Below are 22,027 nucleotides of genomic sequence, written 5' to 3' on the forward strand. Positions count from 1 at the left end.
TTGCGCGTACTGCTCACCGGACACCAGGGCTACCTGGGCACCGTCATGGCCCCTGTCCTCACGGCCGCCGGACACGAGGTCGTCGGTCTCGACGCCGGACTGTTCGCCGACTCGGTCCTCGGCCCGGCCCCCGCTGACCCGCCGGGGCACCGGGTGGACCTGCGCGACGTCACGGCCGAACACGTCGCCGGGGTGGACGCCGTGATCCACCTGGCCGCGCTCTCCAACGACCCGCTGGGAGCGCTGGCGCCGGAGCTCACCTACGACATCAACCACCACGCGTCCGTGCACCTGGCCCGCCTCGCCCGCGAAGCCGGGGTGCGGCGCTTCCTGTACGCGTCGACCTGCTCCGTCTACGGCGCCGCCGGCGGTGACGACCTGGTGGCCGAGGACGCGCCCCTGCGCCCGGTGACGCCGTACGCGGAGTCCAAGGTGCGGGTGGAGGACGACCTGCACGCGCTGGCCGACGACGACTTCACGCCGGTGTACATGCGCAACGCCACCGCCTTCGGGTTCTCGCCGCGGCTGCGCGCCGACATCGTGCTGAACAACCTGGTGGGGCACGCCCTGCTCTCCGGCGAGGTGCTCGTGCTCTCCGACGGCACCCCGTGGCGCCCGCTGGTGCACGCCGCCGACATCGCACGGGCCTTCACGGCCGCGCTCACCGCGCCGCGCGAAGCCGTGCACGACCGGGCGTTCAACATCGGCAGCGAGACCAACAACGTCACGGTCGCCGAGATCGCCGAGGAGGTCGCCGGGGCGGTGGCCGGCTCGAAGGTGGTGATCACCGGCGAGACCGGCGCCGATCCGCGGTCCTACCGGGTGGACTTCGCCCGGTTCCGCGCCGCGGTGCCCGGCTTCGCGTGCGAGTGGTCGGTCAAGCAGGGCGCGCTCGAACTCGCCGACGCCTACCGCGAGCACGGGCTGACGCGGGAGGACTTCGAGCGGCGCTTCACGCGTCTGGCCGTGCTGCGCGCGGCGTCCGAGGCGGGCTCCGTCGACGACACCCTGCGGTGGCGTCGATGAGCACGCCGGGCGAGGAGATGCACGCGCTGGTGGAGCGGCTGTACCCGCTCTGCCGGAGCATCACCGGCGACGGTGTGCGCGACACCCTGAGGATCGTCGACGAGTACGTCCCGCTCACGGTGCACGAGGTGCCGACCGGGACGCAGGTGCTCGACTGGACGGTGCCGCAGGAGTGGAACATCAGGGACGCCTACGTCGCCGACTCCGCGGGCAACCGGGTCGTCGACTTCGCCGCGTCCAGCCTGCACGTGCTCGGCTACAGCGTGCCGGTGGCACGGACCATGCCGCTCGCGGAGCTCCGCGCGCACCTGCACACCCTGCCGGACCACCCGAGCTGGGTGCCGTACCGCACCAGTTACTACAAGCCGGAGTGGGGGTTCTGTCTGGCCCAGGAGACCCTGGACGCCCTGCCGGACGGCGACTACGAGGTGCGGATCGACTCGACACTCGAGGACGGCCACCTCACCTACGCCGAGCACGTGGTCCCCGGGCAGGTCCCCGACGAGGTGATCGTCTCCTGCCACGTCTGCCACCCGTCGCTGGCCAACGACAACCTCGCGGGCATCGCGGTGGCGACGTTCCTGGCCCGCGCGCTGGCGCAGGAGACGCCGTACTACACGTACCGGTTCATCTACGCGCCCGGCACCATCGGGGCGATCACCTGGCTGGCCCGCAACGCGGAGCGCGTGGAACGCGTGAAGCACGGGCTCGTGCTCGCCTGCGCGGGCGATGCGGGGCAACTGACGTACAAGCAGAGCAGGCGCGGCGACGCGGAGATCGACAAGGTGCTGCGGCACGTGCTCGCCGCGTCCGAACGCCCGCACACCGTCAACGAGTTCACGCCCTACGGCTACGACGAGCGGCAGTACTGCTCGCCCGGGTTCGACCTCGGGGTGGGCTCGCTCAGCCGGACCCCCTACGCCGGCTACCCCGAGTACCACACCTCGGCGGACGACCCCGACTTCGTCTCCCCGGAGGCGATGGCGGACACGCTCGCCGTCTGCCGCGAGGCGTTCGCCCTGCTCGACCGCAACCGGCGGTACGTCAACCTCAGCCCGTACGGCGAACCCCAGCTGGGCCGGCGCGGGCTGTACGACGCCCTCGGCGGGCGCAGCGACACCAAGCAGGCCGAGATGGCCATGCTCTGGGTGCTCAGCCTCTCCGACGGCGAGCACGGTCTGCTGGAGGTCGCCGAGCGGTCCGGGCTGCCGTTCGACACCGTCGCCACCGCGGCCGACGCCCTGCACGGCGCCGGACTGATCAAGGCATGACACCGATGCCCACCGAGGAGGAGAAGACGACGACACCGGCGGCCCCGGCCGAGGACGCCGGGCGGACCGCCAAGCGGGCCATCGTCGGCCGGCTGTCCTGGGGACTGGCCGACCAGGCGGCCTCCAGCCTGTCCAACTTCGTGGTGGGCATCTACGTGGCACGCTCGCTGGGCCTCGCCGCGTTCGGCGTGTTCAGCCTGGCCTGGGTGACCTACGGCGTGGTGCTCAGCGTCTCGCGCGGGCTCGCCACCGACCCGCTCGTGGTGCGCTTCAGCGGGGTGCCGGAGGCGTCCTGGCGCGCGGCGGTGGCCCGGTCGTCCGGTACCGCGCTCGGCGTCGGTGCCGCCATCGGCGTGGTGTGCCTGGCGGTCGGCCTCGCCCTCGGCGGGCTGGTGGGGACGGCGTTCGCCTGCCTCGCCGTCGTCCTGCCGGGGCTGCTGCTCCAGGACGCCTGGCGGTACGCGTTCTTCGCGGCGGGCGCCGGGCGCAAGGCGTTCGTCAACGACCTGGTGTGGGGCGTCGCGCTCGTCCCCGCCATGGTGGTGGCGGCCCGCGTGGGCAGCGTGGCCGCCTTCGTGCTCGCCTGGGGCGTGTCGGCCGCCGTGGCCGGGGCGTACGGCTGCCTCCAGTCCGGCATCCGGCCCCGGCCGACCGGGGCGCGCGAGTGGCTGCGCGCGCACCGCGACCTCGGCTACCGATACCTCGTCGAGAACGTCTGCACCAGTGGCGCGGGCCAGCTGCGCGCGTACGGGCTCGGCGTGATCGTCGGGGTCAGCGCGGTGGGCGTGGTCCGGGGCGCCGAGCTCCTGCTCGGCCCCTTCATGGCCATTCTCATGGGTCTTTCGCTGGTCACCGTGGCGGAGGCGGCACGGGTCCTGCGGCGGGCCCCGCACCGCCTCGGCCTGTTCTGCCTCCTGCTCGGCGGCGTGCAGGCCGTCGCCGCGCTGCTGTGGGGCGTGGCGCTGCTGCTGATGCCGGACCGGCTCGGTGAATTCGCGCTCGGCGACGTCTGGAACTCCGCCTCGGGGCTCATCGTGCCGGCCGTGCTCGGCGTCGCGGGCGCCGGCCTCGGCACCGGCGCGGCGGCGGGGCTGCGCGCGCTCGGCGCGGCCCGGCGCAGCCTGCGCAGCCAGCTCTTCGCCTCCACCTGCTATGTCGGCGGCGGTCTCGGCGGGGCGGCCGTGGCCGGCACCCTCGGCTCGGCCTGGGGCGTCGCCGCCGCGACCGTCTGCGGCTCGGCCGTGTGGTGGCTGCACCTGCGGTCCGCCCTGCGCGAGCGCCGCCAGAACCACATCCCTGAAGTGAGGACCCCATGACCACCCAGCCCAGGCTGAGCATCGGCCTGCCCGTGTACAACGGCGAGGAGTACCTCGCCGAGTCGCTCGAGGCGCTCCTCGGCCAGACCTACGAGGACTTCGAGCTGGTCATCACCGACAACGCCTCGACCGACGGGACGCAGGACATCTGCCACAAGTACGCGGCGCGGGACACGCGCATCCGGTACATCCGGCTGCGCGAGAACATCGGCGCCGCGCCGAACCACAACTACGTCTTCACCCAGTGCCGCGGCGAGCTGTTCAAGTGGGCCTCGCACGACGACCTGTACGCCCGGGACCTGCTGGCGCGCTGCGTCCAGGCGCTGGACGAGCGGCCGGACGTGGTCCTCGCCCACTCCGGCCAGGCGGTCATCGACGGCGAGGGGCAGGTGAAGGTCCCCTACGAGTACGGGATCGCCACCGACTCGCCCCGCGCGCCGGAGCGCTTCCGCAGCTTCCTGTTCGAGCCCGGCGGCGACGACTTCTACGGGGTGATGCGGGCCGACGTGCTGCGCCGGGTGAAGCCGCACGACAGCTACCACCACGCGGACCGCACGTTCGTCGCCGAGATCGTCCTGCACGGGCCCTTCCACCAGGTGCCCGAGCTCCTGTACTTCCGCCGCGACCACCCCACCCGCGCCGAGCGGGCGAACCCCTCCAAGCGCTCCCGGTGCGTCAACCTGGACCCGCGCCGGTCGGGCCCGCTGCACCCGACGCCCCGGCTGCTCGCCGAGTACGTCCACGGCTTCGTCGCGGCGATCCGGCGGGCGCCGCTGTCCTCGGCCGACCGGCGCGCGTGCTACGGCCACCTGGCCGCGTGGATGACCAGCCGGGCCCGGCCGGGCGCCGGCGAGCGGGTCGAGGACCGCGCCCCGGTCGACCCGGCCCGGCTCGCCGTCTCCGTCGACGCCCTCGTCGCCGGCCGCGAGGGGAGGCAGCCATGACGTCCCCGCACGAAACCCCGGTGCGCGTCGGGGTGTTCGGCCTGCTCGGCTCCGGCAACCTCGGCAACGACGGATCGCTGGAGGCCGTCCTCGGCTACCTCGGCGCCGAGCACCCACAGGCCGCGGTGGACGCAATGTGCGGCGGACCCGAGGCCGTCGCGACCCGCTACCGCATCCCCGCGACGCGACTGCACTGGTACCGCGGCGAGTACCGGACCGCGTCACGCGCGGGCGCGATCGCGGGCAAGGGCCTCGGCAAGATCGTCGACGCCGTCCGCACCGCCGCCTGGGTGCGCCGCCACGACGTGGTGATCGTGCCGGGCATGGGCGTCCTGGAGGCCACTCTGCCGCTGCGCCCCTGGGGCTTCCCGTACGCGCTGTTCCTGCTCTGCGCGAGCGGCCGGCTGTTCGGCACGCGGGTCGCGCTGGTCAGCGTCGGCGCCGCCGCGATCGGCAGCAGGCCGACCCGGGCCCTGATGCGCCGGGCGGCACGGCTCGCCACGTACCGGTCCTACCGCGACGCCCAGTCCCGTGACGCCATGCGGGCGATGGGCGTGGACACCACGCGCGACGAGGTCTACCCGGACCTCGCGTTCGCCCTGCCGACGCTCCCGGCGACCGGGCCCTCGGACCCGCCGGGCCCGGTCTGTGTCGGCGTCATGGACTTCCACGGCGGCGACGACGACCGCGCCCGCGCCGACGAGATCCACCGGCGCTACCTCGACGGGACGACCCGCTTCGTCCGCGCGCTCGTCGAGGACGGCAGGCCGGTCCGGCTGCTCACCGGCGACGACTGCGACGCGGCGGTGGTCGCCGCGATCCTCGACGCGGTGGACTCGCCGCTGGTCACCGCCGCCGAGACGGCCTCGCTCGCCGACCTGATGAAGGAGACGGCCGCCGCCGACACCGTCGTGGCGACCCGCTACCACAACCTGATCTGCGCGCTGAAGGTCGGCACGCCCACGCTCGCGCTCAGCTACGCGGCGAAGAGCGACGCGCTCATGGACCGGATGGGCCTCGGCGCGTACTGCCACCCGGCCCGCGAGGTCGACGCCGACCGCCTGCTCGAACAGTTCCGGGACCTCGAACGGCGATCGGCCGAGCTGCGGCGCACCCTGGCCGAGCGGAACGAGGTCGCCACCCGGCAACTCCAGGACCAGTTCGCCGCCTTGACCGCGGCCCTGTTCCCCGCGACCGACCACAGCCACGCCCACGCCCTGCGGGAGACCCCATGAAAGCGACCGAAGTCCCGGCCATCGCGGGCGCGTTCCTGTTCGAGCCGACGCCGTACGCCGACGAACGCGGCTTCTTCTGCCGCACCTTCGACGCCGACGTGGTCCGCTCGGTGGGCCTCGACCCGCACGCCTTCATCCAGGACAGCGTCTCCCGCTCGGTCCAGGGCGTGCTGCGCGGCCTGCACCTGCGCTCCGGCGCCGGCGAGGCCAAACTCGTCCGGTGCTCGTACGGAGCGATCTTCGACGTCGTCGTGGACCTGCGGCCCGACTCGCCCACGTACCGCAACGTGGCCACCTTCGAGCTGTCCGGCGAGACGCAGACGACCCTGTACGTCCCGGCGGGATGCGCGCACGGCTTCCAGGCGCTGACCGCGACCGCCGACACCTCGTACCGGATCGACCGCCCGCACGATCCCGCCGAGGACGTGACGATCGCCTTCGACGACCCGGAGCTGGCGATCCCCTGGCCGCTGCCGGTCACCTCGACGTCCCGGCGGGACCGGGAGGCGCCGAGCCTCGCCGAGGTCCTGAAGCAGAAGGAGAGCTGAAGTCAGCGTGGACACCGAAGAGTTCGGCCTGCCCCGGTCGCGGGAGGCCAACGCGCGCCTGCACGCCATGATCCCCGGCGGCGCGCACACCTATGCCAAGGGCGACGACCAGTACCCCGAGGACCTCGCCCCGGTCATCAGCCACGGCCGCGGCGCCCACGTGTGGGACGTCGACGGCAACCGCTACATCGAGTACGGCTCGGGACTGCGGTCGGTCAGCCTCGGCCACGCCCACCCCCGCGTGAACGAGGCGGTGCGGCGGGAGATCGACCGCGGCAGCAACTTCGTCCGGCCGTCCTACGTCGAGGTCGAGGCCGCGGAACGCTTCCTGGCCACGGTGCCGACCGCCGAGATGGTGAAGTTCGCGAAGAACGGCTCCGACGCCACCACCGCCGCGGTGCGCCTGGCCCGCGCCGCCACAGGACGCGCGCGGGTGGCCCGCTGCGCCGACCATCCGTTCTTCTCCGTCGACGACTGGTTCATCGGCACCACGCCGATGTCCGCCGGCATCCCGGCGGAGACCACCGAGCTGACCGTGGCGTTCCCGTACGGGGACCTGGCCGCCACGGAGGAGGTACTGACCCGGTACCAGGGCGAGGTGGCCTGTCTGATCCTCGAACCCGCCGCCCACACCGAACCCCCGCCCGGATACCTCGCGGGCCTGCGCGAGCTGGCCGACCGGCACGGCTGCGTCCTGGTCTTCGACGAGATGATCACCGGCTTCCGCTGGTCCGAGGCGGGCGCCCAGGGCCTGTACGGCGTCGTCCCCGACCTCTCCACGTTCGGCAAGGCGCTGGGCAACGGATGTGCCGTCTCCGCGCTGGCCGGGCGCCGTGAACTGATGGAGCGGGGCGGGCTGCGCCACTCCGGCGAGCGGGTGTTCCTGCTGTCCACCACGCATGGCGCGGAGACGCACGCGCTGGCCGCGGCGATGGCCGTGCAGACCACCTACGTCGAGGAGGGCATCACGGCGCGCCTGCACGCCCTCGGCGAGCGGCTGGCCGCCGGTGTCCGCGAGGCCGCGGCCGGTATGGGCGTCGGTGACCACGTCGTCGTCCGGGGCCGGGCCAGCAACCTGGTCTTCGCCACCCTCGACGCGGACGGGCAGCCCTCGCAGGAGTACCGCACCCTGTTCCTGCGCAGGCTCCTCGCGGGCGGGGTGCTCGCCCCGTCGTTCGTGGTGAGCAGCGCGCTCGACGACGCCGACATCGAGCACACCGTCGACGTGGTGGCCCAGGCGTGCGCGGTGTACCGCAAGGCACTGGACGCCGGTGACCCCACACCCTGGCTGGCGGGACGACCGGTGAAGCCCGTGTTCCGGCGCCTGGTGTGACGTGGTGCAGTGACGGGGCGTCAGCTGGGGTTTTGCCGACCGGCGTCGGCCTCGCGGCCGGCGGTCCGGTCGGCCGAGCGGCCGGCCATGCCCTCGGCGGCCCGGTCGACCAGCCACGCGGTCGCCGGAACCACCGCCAGCGCGGTGCACCAGCCCCCCAGGACGTCGGTCGGGTAGTGGGCGCCCAGGGAGACCTGGGCCCAGCCCATGGCGGCGCCGGCCGCCAGTGCCGCCGCGCACGCGAGTGAGGTGCCCGCCGCCCTGCCGAGGCCGAGGCGGCCGGCCGCGAGCAGCGCCACCATGAGCCCGAGCGCGGTGAGGAAGGCGGTGTGCCCGCTCGGATAGGACAGGTTGTCGCCGTGGATGGTGCGTCCCGCCAGGGACTTGAGCACCGTCGCCGTGCCCACGGTCGCGCCGACCCCGGCGACGACGAGCACCGCGGCGCGCGGCTGCCGCAGCAGCAGGCAGCCCGCCACGGCTGCCACGATCAGCAGCGCCGCTCCGGCGGGCTCTCCCCAGAAGTCCGTGGCCAGCGCGACGCTCCGCCAGGGCGGTCGCACGCTGTCCGCCGTCGGGTCGACGAGCCACCTGTCCACCCTGCCGGGCTCGCTGTGGCCCGCGTACAGAACGCCGAGCGCGACCACCACCAGAGCGGCGAGCGCCGCGATCAGTCCGAGCCACGCGCGCAGCGGCGGCGGCAGCACCGGGGGAGACGGCCGCCCGGTCGCCCGCCCACCGGGTCCGGTCACCGGCTCACCGGGTCCGGCCATCCGCTCACCGGGTCCGGTCGACCTGCCGTGGTGACCGTCTCGTCCGCCGTCAGGCGATCCCACGCGAGCCCCCCGTCGTGTCCCACCCACCCTCAGGCGAGTCACCCTAGCCAACAAACCCCGCCCGCTCCACGGCACCTCCGGGCGCCGGGCCGGGTGAGAATCAGGGCATGGATGTCCGGCAGCTTGAGTACTTCCTGGCGATCGTGGATCACGGCGGGTTCAACCGGGCGGCGTCGGCCCTGTACCTGTCGCAGCCCTCGCTGTCCCAGTCCGTCCGGGCGCTGGAGCGCGACCTGGGCAGCGACCTGTTCCACCGCATCGGGCGGCGGGCCGTGCTCACCGAGGCCGGGCGGGCGCTGATCGAGCCCGCGCGGGCCGCCGTGCGGGGTCTGGAGACGGCGCGGGCCAGCGTGGCGGCCGTGCGCGAACTGCGCTCCGGGCGGCTCGACGTGGCCGCGATGCCCTCGCAGGCCGTCGAGCCGCTGACGACGATGATCCGTTCCTTCCACGGCCGCCACCCGGACGTCTCCGTGGCCATCAAGGCGGCCTTCACCGCGCGGGACGTCGTGGACATGGTCCGTACGGGGGCCGCGGAGCTGGGGCTCCTCGCCGCGTCGGAGCCGCTGCCGGACAAGGAGGTCGCCGTCCATCCGGTCGGCGAGCAGCGCTTCGTGCTCGTCGTGCCGCCCGACGGGCCGTTCGCCGACCGGACAGCCGTCTCCTGCGAGGAGCTGGCGGGCCGGCGCCTGATCGTCGGCCAGCGCGGCACCGGGATGCGGGCGTACGTCGACGGGCTCCTGGAGCGCGGCATCGCGTTCAGGGTCGCGGCCGAGACCGAGCACCGCGTGGCGATCCTGCCGCTGGTGCTCGCCGGGGTGGGCCTGGCCGTGGTGACGGACTCCTGGCGCACGACGGCCGAGCGGGTCGGCGCCCGGGTCCTGGACATCGAGCCGGAGACCAGGCTGAGCATCGCGCTCGTCAGCCGCCGCGGGCTGCTCTCACCGGCCGCCGAGGCCTTTCTCGCCGACGCCCCCGGACTCCGGCACGGGTGAAAGGCCCCGCCTATCAGGCACATCACCAGCACGTCTTGGACGCGTGAGCGGCGCCGTTGCTGGAATCGACGTATGACGAACCACCACATCGCACTGATCCCCGGAGACGGCATCGGGACCGAGGTGCTGCCGCCCGCCCGGCGGGTCCTGGAGGCCGTGGGCGAACGCCACGGCATCACGCTCACGTTCACCGAGTACGACTGGTCCTGCGAGCGCCATCTGCGCGAGGGCGCGATGATGCCCGAGGACGGCCTCGACCTGCTGCGGGACAAGGACGCGATCCTGCTCGGCGCCGTCGGGCACCCGGACGTCCCCGACCACGTCTCCCTGTGGGGCCTGCTCATACCGATCCGCCGCGGCTTTCGGCAGTACGTCAATCTGCGGCCGATCCGCGTCTTCGAGGGCCTGGAGAGCCCGCTGCGGTCCGCCGCCGCGGGCGACGTCGACCTCGTCGTCGTACGCGAGAACGTCGAGGGCGAGTACAGCGAGATCGGCGGCCGCCTGAACCGGGGGTTCCCGGAGGAGATGGCCGTCCAGGAAGCCGTGTTCACCCGGGCCGGGGTGACGCGCGTGCTGGAGTACGCCTTCGCGCTGGCGGGGCGCAGGCAGGGACGGCTGACCTCGGCGACCAAGTCGAACGGCATCGTGCACACGCTGCCCTTCTGGGACGAACTCGTCGCCGAACAGGGCGCCGTGCACCCGCGGGTGACGTGGGATCAGGAGCACATCGACGCGCTGGCCGCCAAGTTCGTCCTCGACCCCGCCCGCTTCGACGTGGTCGTCGGCTCCAACCTCTTCGGCGACATCCTCAGCGATCTGGCCGCCGCGGTCGCCGGAGCCATCGGCATCGCCCCGTCCGCCAACCTCAACCCGGAGCGGGAGTTCCCCTCCATGTTCGAGCCCGTCCACGGCTCCGCGCCCGACATCGCGGGGCGCGGCATCGCCGACCCGATGGGCGCCATCTGGTCGGCCGCCCTGATGCTCGACCACCTCGGACACCCCGACGCCGCCGCCACCGTCACCGACGCGCTCTCCGCGGTCCTCGCCAAGACCGACGTCCGCACCCCGGACCTGGGCGGCACCGCGACGACCGCCGAGTTCACCGACAAGGTGCTCGAACTGCTCTGAGCGTCCCGCGTCCCCGTTCCTCGACGAGGAGTAACAGGAGGTACGCCATGGCAGCACCGGCGTCCACGCCCACCGTGTCACCCCCGGACGGCCCGCCGTCCCGGCCCTGGTACAGGCAGCTGTACTTCTGGGTCCTCACCGCCATCGCCGCCGGCATCCTGACCGGCTGGCTGTGGCCCTCGGCCGGCGTCGCCCTGGAACCGGTCGGCACCACCTTCGTGTCCGCCATCAAGATGCTGATCACCCCGATCGTCTTCCTGACGATCGTGGCGGGCATCGGCGGCGTGGACAGCCTGGCCCGGGTCGGGCGCGTGGGGCTGAAGTCCCTGGTGTACTTCCAGGCCGGCACGCTCGCGGCCCTCGTCGTGGGCCTGATCGCGGTGAACGTCTTCCAGCCCGGCGCCGGGGTGCACGCCGACCCCGGCGACCTGCGCCTCGAGGGCGACGCCGCGCAGTACGTCGAGGACGGCCGGGACCAGAGCTGGTGGCACTTCCTCACCGACATCGTGCCCTCCAGCGCCGTCGGCGCCTTCGCCGAGGGCAACATCCTCCAGGTCATCTTCTTCTCGGTGCTCTTCGGCGTCGCCCTCAAGGCCGTCGGCCCCGTCGGGCAACCCGTCGTCGAGGGGGTCAACCGGCTCAGCGCCGTCGTCTTCAAGATCCTGCACTTCATCATGCTGGCCGCCCCCGTCGGCGCCTTCGGCGCGATGGCGTACACCATCGGCGAGTACGGCATCTCGACGCTCACCAGCCTCGGCCGGCTCATCGCGCTCTTCTACGGCACCTCGCTCTTCTTCGTCCTGGTCGTCCTCGGCTCCGTGACCGCGCTGCTGCGGATCAACATCCTGCGGCTGTTGCACCACCTGCGCGAGGAGTTCCTGATCGTGCTGGGCACGTCGTCCTCCGAGAGCGTGCTGCCCCGGCTGATGGCCAAGCTCGAAGGGCTCGGCGTACGGCGGGAGATCGTCGGCCTCACCGTGCCCACCGGCTACTCCTTCAACCTCGACGGCAGCTCCCTCTACCTCTCCCTGGCCGCCGTCTACATCGCCCAGGCCACCGACACCCCGCTCGGCATCGGCCAGCAACTGGGCCTGCTCGCCGTCATGATCCTGACCTCCAAGGGCTCGGGCGGCATCACCGGCGCGGGCTTCATCGCGCTGGCCGCCACCCTCACCACCGTGGGCACGGTCCCCGCGGCCGGCATCATGCTGATCTTCGGCATCGACAAGTTCATGTCCGAGTGCCGCGCCCTGACCAACCTCGCGGGCAACAGCGTCGCCACCCTCGTCGTCGCCCGCTGGGAGGGCGTCCTCGACACCGAGCGCGTCAACCGGGTGCTGCGGGGCCGCGATCCGGCCCCGGAACAGGCCCGCGACCCGGCGACGCGGTGACCCAGGGCGGGCGGCGGCTCAGCGGCGCAGCTCCGGCGCCAGCTCCACCCAGCGCTGCGGGGTGTCGTGGTCGAGGGCCGCCGAGCCGTCGCCCGTGTGCAGTCCGGCCGCGCCGCAGGCGTAGGCGAGATCCCGCGCCCCGTACGGCGCGTGGTCGCCGTGCTGCCAGAAGCGGAAGTGCCAGTGCGCGGGCGCGTCGGCCTCGTCCGGCGTGAGCCCGATCTCCTCGTGCCGCACGATCTCGCCGTCCCGCGCCAGGGTGCCGTGCGTGCCGCCCTTGGGGTTGAAGTACACCCCGTACGCGGCCGTGCCCGCCGAGATCGCTCGCAGCACGTCGGCGTCGGCGGGCATGTACGCCTGCTGGGTGACGACGCAGCCGCCGGGGGAGCCCGGCAGGGCGGTCACCCGCACGAAGGTCAGCTCGACGTCGTCGTCCGCGTCGTCGCGTCCCGCGCGGTGCTCGTCGTCGAACGGCGTCTCCTCCGGGCCGACTTGGGGGCAGCGTGCCGGATCCCCGCCCAGCCGCCGGATCACCTCGTCCTCGTCCAGGTCGCGGACGAAGGCGATGCCGAGGCCCTCGGTCCACACGTCCCCCTTGTCGAACGCCCCGATGAGGTCGTCCGCCGCGCGGAAGGCGGCCGCCTCGTCCGAAGGCAGCGCCACCGCGCCCGGCAGCCCCGCGACCAGCGGCGCGAGCGGCGTCGTCAGGAGCAGCCGGCCCGGCGACCAGGGGCCGCACTGCGGCGTCCACACGTCGGCCCCGGCGTCGATCAGCAGCCGTACGCTCCTCTCGTCCGTGGCGCAGACGGCGTGCCACAGCGCCGTACGCCCCTGGCCGTCGACGGCGTCGACCCGCGTGACGTGCGGGAGCAGCGCGGCCACGGCCTCGGCGCCGCCGCACTCGGCGGCACGGTGCAGCGGTGTGCCGTCCCCGTGGGCCAGGGCGTCGGGCGGTGCGCCACCGGAGAGCCGGGCGCGGATCAGCTCCGCGTCGCCCCAGTCCCGGTACCCGATGCCGCTCCAGTCGGCCCGGGGCACATAGCGCTGCCGTGCCTCCTCCTCCCGCCGCAGCTCCGCGCGCTGGTGCCGGGTCAGGGGAGGGGCGAGGAAGGGCGGCGGCCCGCTCATGTGGATCATGGCCAGCGACTCCGGCTGCGCCGCCGGATCCGGCACCGGCAGGTCCGGCCAGGCCTCGAGGGCCCGCGCCGCGGCGGCGCGCAGGGCGCCCGCGTCGACAGGGGTGCTCGTCTCCGGAATGCCCTCGTCGGGCCACTCCACCACCAGGCGCGTCTCGCCGGGCGGCGGCAGCTCCGGCAGATACAGGTCGACGTCCGTCTTGAACACCGAGCGCCGCACATGGCCGAGGCCCGGGTCCAGCGGGATCAGCCCGGACGACTCCTCCGGCCCGGCGCACGCGGCTCGGATCGCCGCGGGTCCGACCAGGGAACCGCCACGCGACGCGTCGAGGGACGTCATCCGGCGCCCGTCGGCCAGCAGGAGCCCCACCCGCAGACCGGACTGCCGCCCCGCCTCGTCACCGCCGCCGTACACCGGCCTGCGGACCGACAGATGCAGCGTGACCGACCGCGGCCACACGGACCAGCCCCGCACCACCACCTTCGCGGTGGGACCCGCACCGGCCACCGCGAGCTGCGACACGAGCACCGGCTCGAACCAGTCCACGGGCGGCCGGTCCCGGCCCGCGTCCGCCCCGGGCGGGCCCTGCCTGAGCAACTCCTCACGCGGCCGGGCGGGTTGTTCCGGCAGCACCAGGTCGTCGAAGAATCCCATGTCCGCATCGTGACAGGAGGGTCTGACAATCCACGTCGACGTCGTCGGGCGGACCGCCGCCGTCGGCGGCGGCGATCCGCCCGAACTCCCCCGCGCGACCCATCATTCCTTCGCGCGGACGGCGGGGTGACCGGGTTCCCCCGACCGGTCGCCCCGGACCGTCGCACCGAACATACGAGGCGGCCGGAGCGCCCCGACATCCCGAGAATCAGGGATGGCGCGACGGCGTCTTCCGTAGTCCTCACGGGTGAACAACCCTGAAATGCGCAGGAGTTGGGGCTGGTCACCGTGCCAGAATCGTCTCACGCCGCAGGGGGTGGATCCGATGGGCTCGACGTATTCGGTGGACTCGGTGGCCCGCGACGCGCCGGAAGCCGCGGCCCGCGCCGGCACCGTGGGGGAGCTCGGCGGGGAGCTCTCCCGGCTCCTGAGCCGGGCCGTCCCGCACGACGGATATCTGCTGACCGGCTTCGACCCCGTCACCGGGGCGCGCTGCTTCCTCGCCTGCGAGAACACCTACGACACACGGGCGCGCCGCCGCATGGACCGCGCGGACGCGCTCGGCCTGACCCGCAGCCCCGTCGCCGAACTCGTCGGCGGCGGCTGCCCGGTGACCGTTCTCGGCGCCGGGGCGCGGGACGAGAGCCCGCAGGCGCGCAGGCTGCACCGCATCATGGCCGCCGACAGCTACGGCAGCGAGCTGTGCGTCGCGCTGAGCGCGCGCGGTGTCACCCGGGCCGTGCTGGTGCTCCTGCGGGAGCGCGGCGCACGGCCGTTCTCGCCCACCGAGGCGGCGCGCGCGGCGGAGCTCGCGGGGCCGCTCGCCGACGCCGTGCGGCGGTACGTGACCGGCAAGCCGTTGAGCCCGCGCGGCCGGCACTTTCCGCTCAGTGTCCTCATCGTGGACGGCGACGACCGGGTCTCCGGGGCGACCGCGGCGGGACGCGACGCCCTGAGCGGGCTGCTGCCCGGCGTCTATCCCACCGGGGGCCAGGAGCGGTTCGGCTTCCTGTGGCACATCACGTACACCGCGCGGCGCACGGCCGCACCGGCGATCACCCGCGCCCCCACCCCGCTGGGCTGGTTCTCGCTGCAGGCGCAGCCGCTCGACGGGGCGCGGGCCGACGACGTGGTCGTCACGCTCCAACCCGCCCCGGCCGCCGAGCTGTTGCCCGCGCTAGCCCAGTGGTACGGCATCTCCCGAAGGGAGCGGGCGGTCGTCGAACAGGCCCTCCAGGGCCTGGCCGTCAAGCAGATCGCCCGCCGCCTGGACCTCTCGCCGCACACGGTCAACGACCACTTCAAGGCGGTCTACCGCAAGACCGGGGTGACCGGCAGGGAAGAGCTGATCGCCTGTCTGTCGCGCTAGCCCCCGCGCCGGACCGCCGGCCCCCGTGCCGCATGCGGGGGAGTCGCCCCTAGGGGAGGACGGTGACGTGCACGACGGGCGAGACCGCGCCGCCGCCCGCCATGCGCAGTTCGTTGCGTCCCGTGAGGTCGAGCACGACCCGCAGGCTGTACGTGCCCTGCGCCGTGGTGTTCACCGTCGCGGGCAGGGCGACCCAGCGATTGCCCTGCTTCTGCTGGAGCGTGACGGGGGTGCCGGGCGGCAGGCCCTGGCTGCTGCCCTGGATCCGGAACTGCTGGGAGGCGCGCACGGTGTCCACCGAGGCCTGCGCGGTGAGCGTGGGAACGGGAGCGTCGGCCGTGGCGGCGGGGGCGGCCGGGGCGGGCGGCGGAGCGGCGGCGGCCAGGTCCGCCACCGGGCCCAGGAGGACGGCCGCGGTGGCGAGCGAGGAGAGGGCGGCGTACGCCGCGCGGTTCTGGGTCAGGTGCAGCTTCAACGTGTCGTCCGTTCAGGTCGGGGTGGGGATCGTGCTCAACATAGGCAAGCCTGAACAAACCGTCGTGAAACGACTCGCGCGTGCGGAGCGGAACACCGGCGCACAAGGGGCTCGGCCAGGGAATTCGGGGGCCGCCCCGCCGGTTGGGGACCGTGGAGCGAGTGAGCGATCCCGAGGAGGCGGCGCGGTGGGTGCCCAGGAGCTGGAGCGTGTCGATCTGGGCGAGGTGCCGTATGCGGAGGCCATGGAGGCGATGCGCGGCTGGGTCGAACAGCGCCGCGCCGGGGCCATCGGCGACCGGCTCGTCCTGCTCACTCACCCGCCCGTCATCACCTACGGCACCCGCACCCCGCCCGACGAGCTGCCCCGCGCCGACTCGCCGATCCCGCTGGTCGAGGTCGACCGCGGCGGACGGGCGACGTATCACGGACCGGGTCAGCTCGTCGGCTATCTCGTCCTCGACCTGCGTGAACGCGGGCCCGGCGACATCGTGTGGTGGGTCGAGAACGGCCTCATCGACGCGGTGGGGGAGCTCGGCTTCGAGGCCGTGCGCCGCGACACCCCGTCCGGCGCGCCGAGCCTGGTCGGCGTCTGGACGCCGCGTCACGACAAGCTGGCCTCGATCGGGATGCGGATCCGCGGCGGCGTCACGAGCCACGGCTTCGCGCTCAACATCGCCTCCGACCTCGACGAGTTCACGCGCTTCACGGCGTGCGGGCTGCCCGATGCGGCGATGACCTCCCTCACCGAGATGGCCGCCGAGCGGGACGTCGCCGCGCCCGGGGAGGCCGCGGTGCGGGACGCGGTGGCGCGGGCCTTCGGTGCGCGGCGGCAGGCGCGGTAGCGGCGCGCGTCAGACGTCCCACCAGGCGGCCGTGCCGAGCGCCCCGAGCAGCAGGCAGGCACCGAAGTTGACCGTCTTGTGGGAGAGGAAGACCGCCACGAACTCGCGGATGGTGGCGCTCGGCCAGAAGTAGGCGGCCGTGGGGGCGCCCACCACCTGGCCGTTCACGCCCGTGCGACGGGCCAGGAGCGCCGCTCGGAAGGCGTGGTAGTTGTTCGTGACGATCACGCAGCGGTGGCCGGGCCGCCGCTCTTCCATCAGCACCCTGCTGAACGCGAGGTTCTCCTCGGTCGTGCTGGAGCGGTCCTCGCGCAGGATCCGGTCCGCGGGGAAGCCGCCCTCGACGAGGTGGTCGGCCATCGCGTGGGACTCGGGGAGCTGCTCGTCGGGCCCCTGGCCGCCCGAGGTGATCAGCAGCGGATCGGCGCCGCGCGCCCGCTGCGCCTCGTACACCGCCCGCCCCCGGTCCAGCCGGCTCGCGAGGAGCGGCGGCACGCGATGGCCGTCGATCAGCCCCGAGCCCAGGACGATCACGAAGTCCACGGTGCCGCGCACCCGCATGCGGCTGTAGAGGAACGCGTACGCGATGAAGCACAGGAAGAGGAAGGAGACGTAGCAGACGAGGAGGAACGTGGTGCCGGTGATGATGATCAGCGGGCGCGAATCGCTGCCGAACGCGGCGATGAGCAGGGCGATGACGCCGAAGATCGAGAGGCCGGCGAAGAGGGAGAGGAAGTTGGTGGGGCTCCGGCCCTCCTTGCGGACCATCTTCACGCCGTTGACCGCCAGGAAGACGGCGACGGCGAGGGTGCCCAGCGCGGGCACCACCAGGATCAGCACCGTGACCACCTCCGCGACGCCCAGGGGAGCCCTGTTGAGCTCGTAGATCAAGCTGATGCCCAGAAAGGCGAGGGCGATGCCGAGGAAGACCGCGTTGCTGAAGCGGCGGCGGTCGCGCAGGACGCCGACGGCGAAGAGCACGAAGAACAGCGCGGCGCCGATATAGGCAAACATGTCCGAATAATAGGGGGCCATCGGAGGAGGGTGTCCCCGGTGGGGGCATCCCCGGCGGAGTGCGGGCGGCGCCTAGCTGTGGAGGGCCCCGTCCTCCTCCTCGTGGCCCTCCGGTTCCAGCTGGATCGTCGAGTGCGTGACGTCGAAGTGGTCGCCCACGCACCGCTGGAGCCGGCCGAGCAGCTCGCCGTACCCGCCCGCGAGCGCCGCCTCCGTCACCACCACGTGGGCGGTGAGCACCGGCATCCCCGAGGTCACCGTCCAGCCGTGCAGGTCGTGCACGGCGACGACGCCCGGCTCCGCCAGGAGGTGCGAGCGCACCTCCTCCAGGTCGACGTCCTGCGGGGTGGCCTCCATGAGGACGTGCACGGAGTCCCGCAGCAGGCCGTACGCGCGCGGCACGATCAGCAGCCCGATGACGATCGAGGCGATCGGGTCGGCGGCCTGCCAGCCCGTGAGCAGGATGATCAGGCCGCCCACGATGACCGCGACCGAGCCGAGCGCGTCGCCGAGGACCTCCAGATAGGCGCCGCGCAGGTTGAGGCTCTTGTCCTTGGCGTCCCGCAGCAGCCACAGGCCCACCAGATTGGCGAGCAGGCCGCCCACCGCGACCACGAACATCAGGCCGCCCTTGACCTCCACCGGCTCGCTGAACCGGCCGATCGCCGACCAGAGGACCCAGATGAAGATGGCGACGAGGAGGAGGGCGTTGAGGACCGCGGAGAAGATCTCCACCCGGTAGAACCCGAAGGTGCGCCGCGGCGTCGGCGCCCGCTGGGCGAGCGTGATGGCCCCCAGCGCCAGTGAGACGCCGACCGCGTCGGTCAGGCTGTGCGCGGCGTCGGCGAGCAGCGCGAGGCTGCCGGACAGGAGTGCGCCGACCACCTGGATGACGGTGATCGAGCCGCTGATGCCGATGGTCCACAGCAGGCGGTTGCGGTACGTCCCGCTGAGAGTGCCGCCCGCCGCGGACGGGCCGTGGTCGTGCCCCATGCCCGCGAGTGGAACACGCGGGCACGGGGGCCGCCACCGAAGGGTCGGCCAGTCGGCTCAGTGCACCCGGGGCGGTGCGCCGGCGTCGCGCTGGTGCGGGATGCCCAGCGGGGGCGGCAGCTCGCCCTGCTGGACGGTGACCGTGCGGGCCGGTGCGGGGACCCGGATGCCCTCGGCGCGGTAGCGCTGGTGCAGGCGCTTGATGAACTCGTGCTTGATGCGGAACTGATCGCTGAACTCGCCGACGCCGAGGATCACCGTGAAGCTGATCCGCGAGTCGCCGAAGGTGTGGAAGCGGATGGCCGCCTCGTGGTCGGGGACGGCGCCCGTGATGTCGGTCATCACGTCGTCCACGACCTCGATCGTGACCTTCTCGACCTGGTCGAGGTCGCTGTCGTAGCTCACTCCGACCTGCACCATGATCGACAGCTCCTGCTCGGGGCGGCTGTAGTTGGTCATATTGGTGCCGGCGAGCTTGGCGTTGGGGATGATCACGAGGTTGTTGGAGAGCTGGCGCACCGTGGTGTTGCGCCAGTTGATGTCGACGACATAGCCCTCCTCGCCGCTGCTGAGCCGGATGTAGTCGCCCGGCTGCACGGTCTTCGCCGCGAGGATGTGCACGCCCGCGAAGAGGTTCGCGAGGGTGTCCTGCAGCGCGAGGGCGACCGCGAGACCGCCGACGCCCAGCGCGGTGAGCAGCGGCGCGATGGAGATGCCGAGGGTCTGCAGGACGACCAGGAAGCCCATCGCGAGCACCACGACCCGCGTGATGTTCACGAAGATGGTCGCCGACCCCGCCACGCCGGAGCGGGACTGGGCCACGGCCTTGACCAGACCGGTGACGATCCGGGCCGCCGTGAGCGTGGCCGCCAGGATGAGCAGCGCGGTGAGCGCCGTGGTGACGTTGCGCCCGGTGCGCGGCGTGAGCGGCAGCGCGCCCGCCGCGGCGGCGAGTCCGGCGGTGATGGCGGCGCAGGGGACGAGGGTGCGCAGCGCGTCGACGATGACGTCGTCGCCGCTCCAGCGGGTCCGGCTGGCCCGTTCGCCGAGCCACCGCAGGAGCATCCGCAGCAGCACCCCCGCCGCGACGCCCGCGAGCACCGCGATGCCCGCCGTGATCCAGTCGTGCGGGGTGAGCGCGCGCGTCATCGGCCCGCTCCCGCCGCACGGGAGAGGAAGCGCGGCGAATACGCCCGTACGCGGCGTATGTGATGTGTCGTCACCTTGTGATACCTGCTCGATTCCGGGGAACGCGGTCACGCCGGGACGAGGGCTCGGTCCGGCGCTGAGCCATCCTGCCGCATCTGTGCACGACGGTCGCACATACCCCCGCCTGGATCTTCACAGGTTGGCCTGATCCGTCAACCGACAAGCCGCAGCGCGGTGTCGGCCACCCCGAGCCGCACGGTCTGCCCCCAGGCGAGGTCCAGGGCGTCGCCCTCCATGCCGTCGCCGAACGCGATGAGCCGGTCCGACTCGACGGTGACGCGCAGCCGTTCACCGGCCGAAAGGAGGCCCTCCACGCGCGAGGTGCCGGTGGCCGGTGAGGGCCAGGCCTCCCGCACGAACCAGACCAGCCGGGGCTCGACGGCCCCGGGCAGCGGCAGGGCGCTGCCGCGCTGCTGCCAGAGCGAGCGCAGCCAGCCGGTGGCGCCGGTGCCGGTGCCGACCAGGACGCCCGAGGACGCCTGGGGTTCGGCGGGTGTCCGCTCGCCGTCGCCGCCCAGCGAATAGCGGGCCGTCTGGTGTCCGGGCGGGCCCACGTAGATCTCGTTCAGGGCGAGCAGGCGCTGGGCGTCGTCGGTGGCCGCCTCGACCATGGTGAGCTCGTCGACGGACGTGCGCCGGTGAACGGCCGCCGGGAGCAACGTCACGGCGTCGGCCGCCCGATGGCGTACCAGCACACCGGGGTTGCGCCCCGGGTCCGCGTCGATGCCGACGACGGGCTGTCCCGACAGGTACTTGGCGGCGTTGGCGACCAGGCCGTCCTGCCCGACGACCACCACCACGTCCTCGGGACCGAAGAGGAAGCGGTCCAGGTCGGCGCGCTCCACCCGGCTCTGCCGCCAGGCGAGCGGCACCGCGGCGGCGGTCTCGTCCAGCGCGCGCCGCGCCCGGTGGTGCCGCTCGGCGACCTCCTCGATGCTCCGCCCGCGCGAGGAGAGGAAGAACGCGGCCTGCCCGTGCGTGCCGTGCCGGGCGAGCAACTCCTCGTACTCGGTGGTGCGGTGGACCAGGACGGCGCGCGGCGCGAGGGTCACGGCCGCTCGTCCCCCCGCGCCGCGCCGAGCCTGGCGAGCAGCCCGGTCAGGACGTCGGGGGAGAGGGTGAGGCTCTCGATGCGCGGCACGTTCTCGGCGAGCCGTCCCGCGGCCAGCGCGTGCAGCGTGGTGGCGTCCACGTCGGCGTGCACGCGCAGCCAGGCCGCCTGCGCCTGGGCGCGCGCCTCGCCGACGGTGCGCGCCGACTCGGCCTCGGCGCGGGCCAGGCGCACGGTGCGGGCGGCCTCGGCCTCGGCGCGCACGGCGTCGGCGGCGGCGTCCTCCTCCGCCTCGCGCCGCGCGTTCGTGCCGCGCTGCTCCACCAACTGCTCCTCCCTGCGGGCCAGTTCGATGCGGCTGGCCAGTTCGTTCTCGGCGATGGTGCGCTCCCGCTCGACGGCCACCGCGCGCCGTTCGTACGTCGCCCGGTCCGCGTCCTGCTGGATGCGCTCCCGGGCGGGGGTGCGCAGGGCCCGCTCCACCTCGGGCTCGGGGCGGATCGCGACGACGCGGACCGCGACCACGTCGATGCCGGTGGCGGGCAGGCGCGGCTCGTCGGCGAGCCCCTCGGCGATGCGCTCGCGGACCGTGGCGACGCCGTCGGAGAGCGCGGTGGCGAGGTCGGTGCGGGCCAGCACCGCCAGCGCGTGCTGCTGCGCCGACTCGGTGAGCAGGGAGGCGAGTTGTTCCAGCGGGGCGCCGCGCCAGGCGCCGGTGTCCGGGTCGACGGAGAAGTCGAGCCGGGCGGCGGCGAGCGCCGGGTCGCTGATCCGGTACGTGACGGTGGCCTGCACGGAGACGTCCTGGAAGTCGGCCGTCCTGGCGTGGAATCCGACCGCCAACTCCCGGTCGTCGACCGGCACTTCGGAGAGCGCGGCGCTGAGCGCGCGGAACCAGAAGCTGAGCCCGGGGCCGTCGTGCACGAGCTTGCCGCGCCGGTGGTGGCGGACGTGGGCGGTGGGTGCGGAGCGCAGGTGGTGCAGTCCGAACCGGCGGGTGATGTCGGGCACGGTGGAACCCCTCTCTTCTCGTCGCCCCGACGGTATGGGCGTTCATCTTTATAGTCAAGGCGACCAAAAAAGAATTCCGGTGCTCCGGAACGCGCCGGGCCGCGGAGCGAGGCCGGCACCCCGCCGCAAGCAAGTCGTCCCAAGGGGTTCCGGGGCTCGGAAAGTTATGCAAACCTCCTCTCTAATTCCGGGGACCAGTGCACGTTCGGGCCCGTCAACAGGCCTGCCACCGTGCGTATGCGAGGTGCAGAAG

20 protein-coding genes are annotated in these 22,027 nt (G+C 73.4%); 12 read left to right on the forward strand and 8 right to left on the reverse strand.

Features of this window, described 5'->3' with window-relative positions; translation table 11 throughout:
* The 7 genes from AB0L89_RS05175 to AB0L89_RS05205 are packed head-to-tail and all read left to right on the forward strand — an operon-like array spanning position 1 to position 7,673.
* Complete coding sequence (locus tag AB0L89_RS05175) at positions 1-1,026, forward strand: SDR family oxidoreductase (protein WP_365134526.1); 1,026 nt, start codon at positions 1-3, stop codon at positions 1,024-1,026.
* On the forward strand, positions 1,023-2,297 hold the full coding sequence (locus AB0L89_RS05180) for a DUF4910 domain-containing protein (RefSeq protein ID WP_365134529.1): 1,275 nt from the start codon (positions 1,023-1,025) through the stop codon (positions 2,295-2,297). The genes AB0L89_RS05175 and AB0L89_RS05180 overlap by 4 nt, the downstream gene beginning before the upstream one ends.
* On the forward strand, positions 2,294-3,613 hold the full coding sequence (locus AB0L89_RS05185) for a hypothetical protein (RefSeq protein ID WP_365134531.1): 1,320 nt from the start codon (positions 2,294-2,296) through the stop codon (positions 3,611-3,613). The genes AB0L89_RS05180 and AB0L89_RS05185 overlap by 4 nt, the downstream gene beginning before the upstream one ends.
* Positions 3,610-4,557 carry a glycosyltransferase family 2 protein gene (locus AB0L89_RS05190; protein WP_365134534.1) on the forward strand — a complete coding sequence of 316 codons (948 nt, stop codon included), beginning with the start codon at positions 3,610-3,612 and terminating at the stop codon, positions 4,555-4,557. Before AB0L89_RS05185 ends, AB0L89_RS05190 begins: the two co-directional genes overlap by 4 nt.
* The gene (locus AB0L89_RS05195; RefSeq protein WP_365134537.1) at positions 4,554-5,792 is read left to right on the forward strand and encodes a polysaccharide pyruvyl transferase family protein; all 1,239 of its coding nucleotides are present in this window, start codon (positions 4,554-4,556) and stop codon (positions 5,790-5,792) included. Before AB0L89_RS05190 ends, AB0L89_RS05195 begins: the two co-directional genes overlap by 4 nt.
* Positions 5,789-6,340 carry a dTDP-4-dehydrorhamnose 3,5-epimerase gene (rfbC, locus tag AB0L89_RS05200; protein ID WP_365134540.1) on the forward strand — a complete coding sequence of 184 codons (552 nt, stop codon included), beginning with the start codon at positions 5,789-5,791 and terminating at the stop codon, positions 6,338-6,340. Before AB0L89_RS05195 ends, rfbC begins: the two co-directional genes overlap by 4 nt.
* 7 nt (positions 6,341-6,347) lie before the next feature.
* On the forward strand, positions 6,348-7,673 hold the full coding sequence (locus AB0L89_RS05205; RefSeq protein ID WP_365134543.1) for a glutamate-1-semialdehyde 2,1-aminomutase: 1,326 nt from the start codon (positions 6,348-6,350) through the stop codon (positions 7,671-7,673).
* A 20-nt stretch (positions 7,674-7,693) separates the two neighbouring features.
* Here the strand turns inward: AB0L89_RS05205 and AB0L89_RS05210 are convergent, their stop codons facing one another.
* Positions 7,694-8,443, reverse strand: a complete 750-nt coding sequence (locus AB0L89_RS05210) for a phosphatase PAP2 family protein (protein WP_365134546.1) — start codon at positions 8,441-8,443, stop codon at positions 7,694-7,696.
* A gap of 170 nt (positions 8,444-8,613) precedes the next feature.
* On the opposite strand from AB0L89_RS05210, the gene AB0L89_RS05215 reads away from it, so the two are divergent.
* The 3 genes from AB0L89_RS05215 (at position 8,614) to dctA (ending at position 12,017) form a co-directional block, all read left to right on the forward strand.
* A complete protein-coding gene (locus tag AB0L89_RS05215) occupies positions 8,614-9,498 on the forward strand; it encodes a LysR family transcriptional regulator (RefSeq protein ID WP_365134549.1) in 885 nt (294 codons plus the stop codon).
* Between the two features lie 72 nt (positions 9,499-9,570).
* Positions 9,571-10,626 carry a tartrate dehydrogenase gene (locus AB0L89_RS05220; RefSeq protein ID WP_365134552.1) on the forward strand — a complete coding sequence of 352 codons (1,056 nt, stop codon included), beginning with the start codon at positions 9,571-9,573 and terminating at the stop codon, positions 10,624-10,626.
* 47 nt (positions 10,627-10,673) lie between these two features.
* On the forward strand, positions 10,674-12,017 hold the full coding sequence (dctA, locus tag AB0L89_RS05225) for a C4-dicarboxylate transporter DctA (RefSeq protein ID WP_365134555.1): 1,344 nt from the start codon (positions 10,674-10,676) through the stop codon (positions 12,015-12,017).
* An 18-nt stretch (positions 12,018-12,035) separates the two neighbouring features.
* Here dctA and AB0L89_RS05230 read toward each other — a convergent pair whose 3' ends face one another.
* Positions 12,036-13,808 (reverse strand): ankyrin repeat domain-containing protein, encoded by a 1,773-nt coding sequence (locus AB0L89_RS05230; protein ID WP_365134558.1) that lies wholly within the window; start codon positions 13,806-13,808, stop codon positions 12,036-12,038.
* A 325-nt stretch (positions 13,809-14,133) separates the two neighbouring features.
* Here AB0L89_RS05230 and AB0L89_RS05235 point away from each other — a divergent pair, with 325 nt between their 5' ends.
* Positions 14,134-15,177, forward strand: a complete 1,044-nt coding sequence (locus AB0L89_RS05235) for a helix-turn-helix transcriptional regulator (protein WP_365134561.1) — start codon at positions 14,134-14,136, stop codon at positions 15,175-15,177.
* A 49-nt stretch (positions 15,178-15,226) separates the two neighbouring features.
* Here the strand turns inward: AB0L89_RS05235 and AB0L89_RS05240 are convergent, their stop codons facing one another.
* Positions 15,227-15,652 carry a hypothetical protein gene (locus tag AB0L89_RS05240; protein WP_365134564.1) on the reverse strand — a complete coding sequence of 142 codons (426 nt, stop codon included), beginning with the start codon at positions 15,650-15,652 and terminating at the stop codon, positions 15,227-15,229.
* Between the two features lie 187 nt (positions 15,653-15,839).
* Here AB0L89_RS05240 and lipB point away from each other — a divergent pair, with 187 nt between their 5' ends.
* Positions 15,840-16,496 (forward strand): lipoyl(octanoyl) transferase LipB, encoded by a 657-nt coding sequence (lipB, locus tag AB0L89_RS05245; protein WP_365134567.1) that lies wholly within the window; start codon positions 15,840-15,842, stop codon positions 16,494-16,496.
* 9 nt (positions 16,497-16,505) lie between these two features.
* Here lipB and AB0L89_RS05250 read toward each other — a convergent pair whose 3' ends face one another.
* From AB0L89_RS05250 to AB0L89_RS05270, 5 genes are all read right to left on the reverse strand, one after another.
* The gene (locus tag AB0L89_RS05250; protein WP_365134570.1) at positions 16,506-17,510 is read right to left on the reverse strand and encodes an ElyC/SanA/YdcF family protein; all 1,005 of its coding nucleotides are present in this window, start codon (positions 17,508-17,510) and stop codon (positions 16,506-16,508) included.
* Positions 17,511-17,582: 72 nt separating this feature from the next.
* Positions 17,583-18,503 (reverse strand): cation diffusion facilitator family transporter, encoded by a 921-nt coding sequence (locus tag AB0L89_RS05255; RefSeq protein ID WP_365134573.1) that lies wholly within the window; start codon positions 18,501-18,503, stop codon positions 17,583-17,585.
* Positions 18,504-18,560: 57 nt separating this feature from the next.
* Positions 18,561-19,652: a mechanosensitive ion channel family protein gene (locus AB0L89_RS05260; protein WP_365134576.1), complete on the reverse strand. Its 1,092-nt coding sequence runs from the start codon at positions 19,650-19,652 to the stop codon at positions 18,561-18,563.
* A 212-nt stretch (positions 19,653-19,864) separates the two neighbouring features.
* Positions 19,865-20,764 carry a hypothetical protein gene (locus AB0L89_RS05265; RefSeq protein WP_365134578.1) on the reverse strand — a complete coding sequence of 300 codons (900 nt, stop codon included), beginning with the start codon at positions 20,762-20,764 and terminating at the stop codon, positions 19,865-19,867.
* Positions 20,761-21,774, reverse strand: a complete 1,014-nt coding sequence (locus tag AB0L89_RS05270; protein ID WP_365134581.1) for an SPFH domain-containing protein — start codon at positions 21,772-21,774, stop codon at positions 20,761-20,763. The genes AB0L89_RS05265 and AB0L89_RS05270 overlap by 4 nt, the downstream gene beginning before the upstream one ends.
* Between the last annotated feature and the right edge of the window lie 253 nt (positions 21,775-22,027).

Origin of the sequence: Streptomyces sp. NPDC052114 (assembly GCF_040680155.1) — a bacterium.
In the GTDB taxonomy this organism is placed as follows: domain Bacteria; phylum Actinomycetota; class Actinomycetes; order Streptomycetales; family Streptomycetaceae; genus Streptomyces.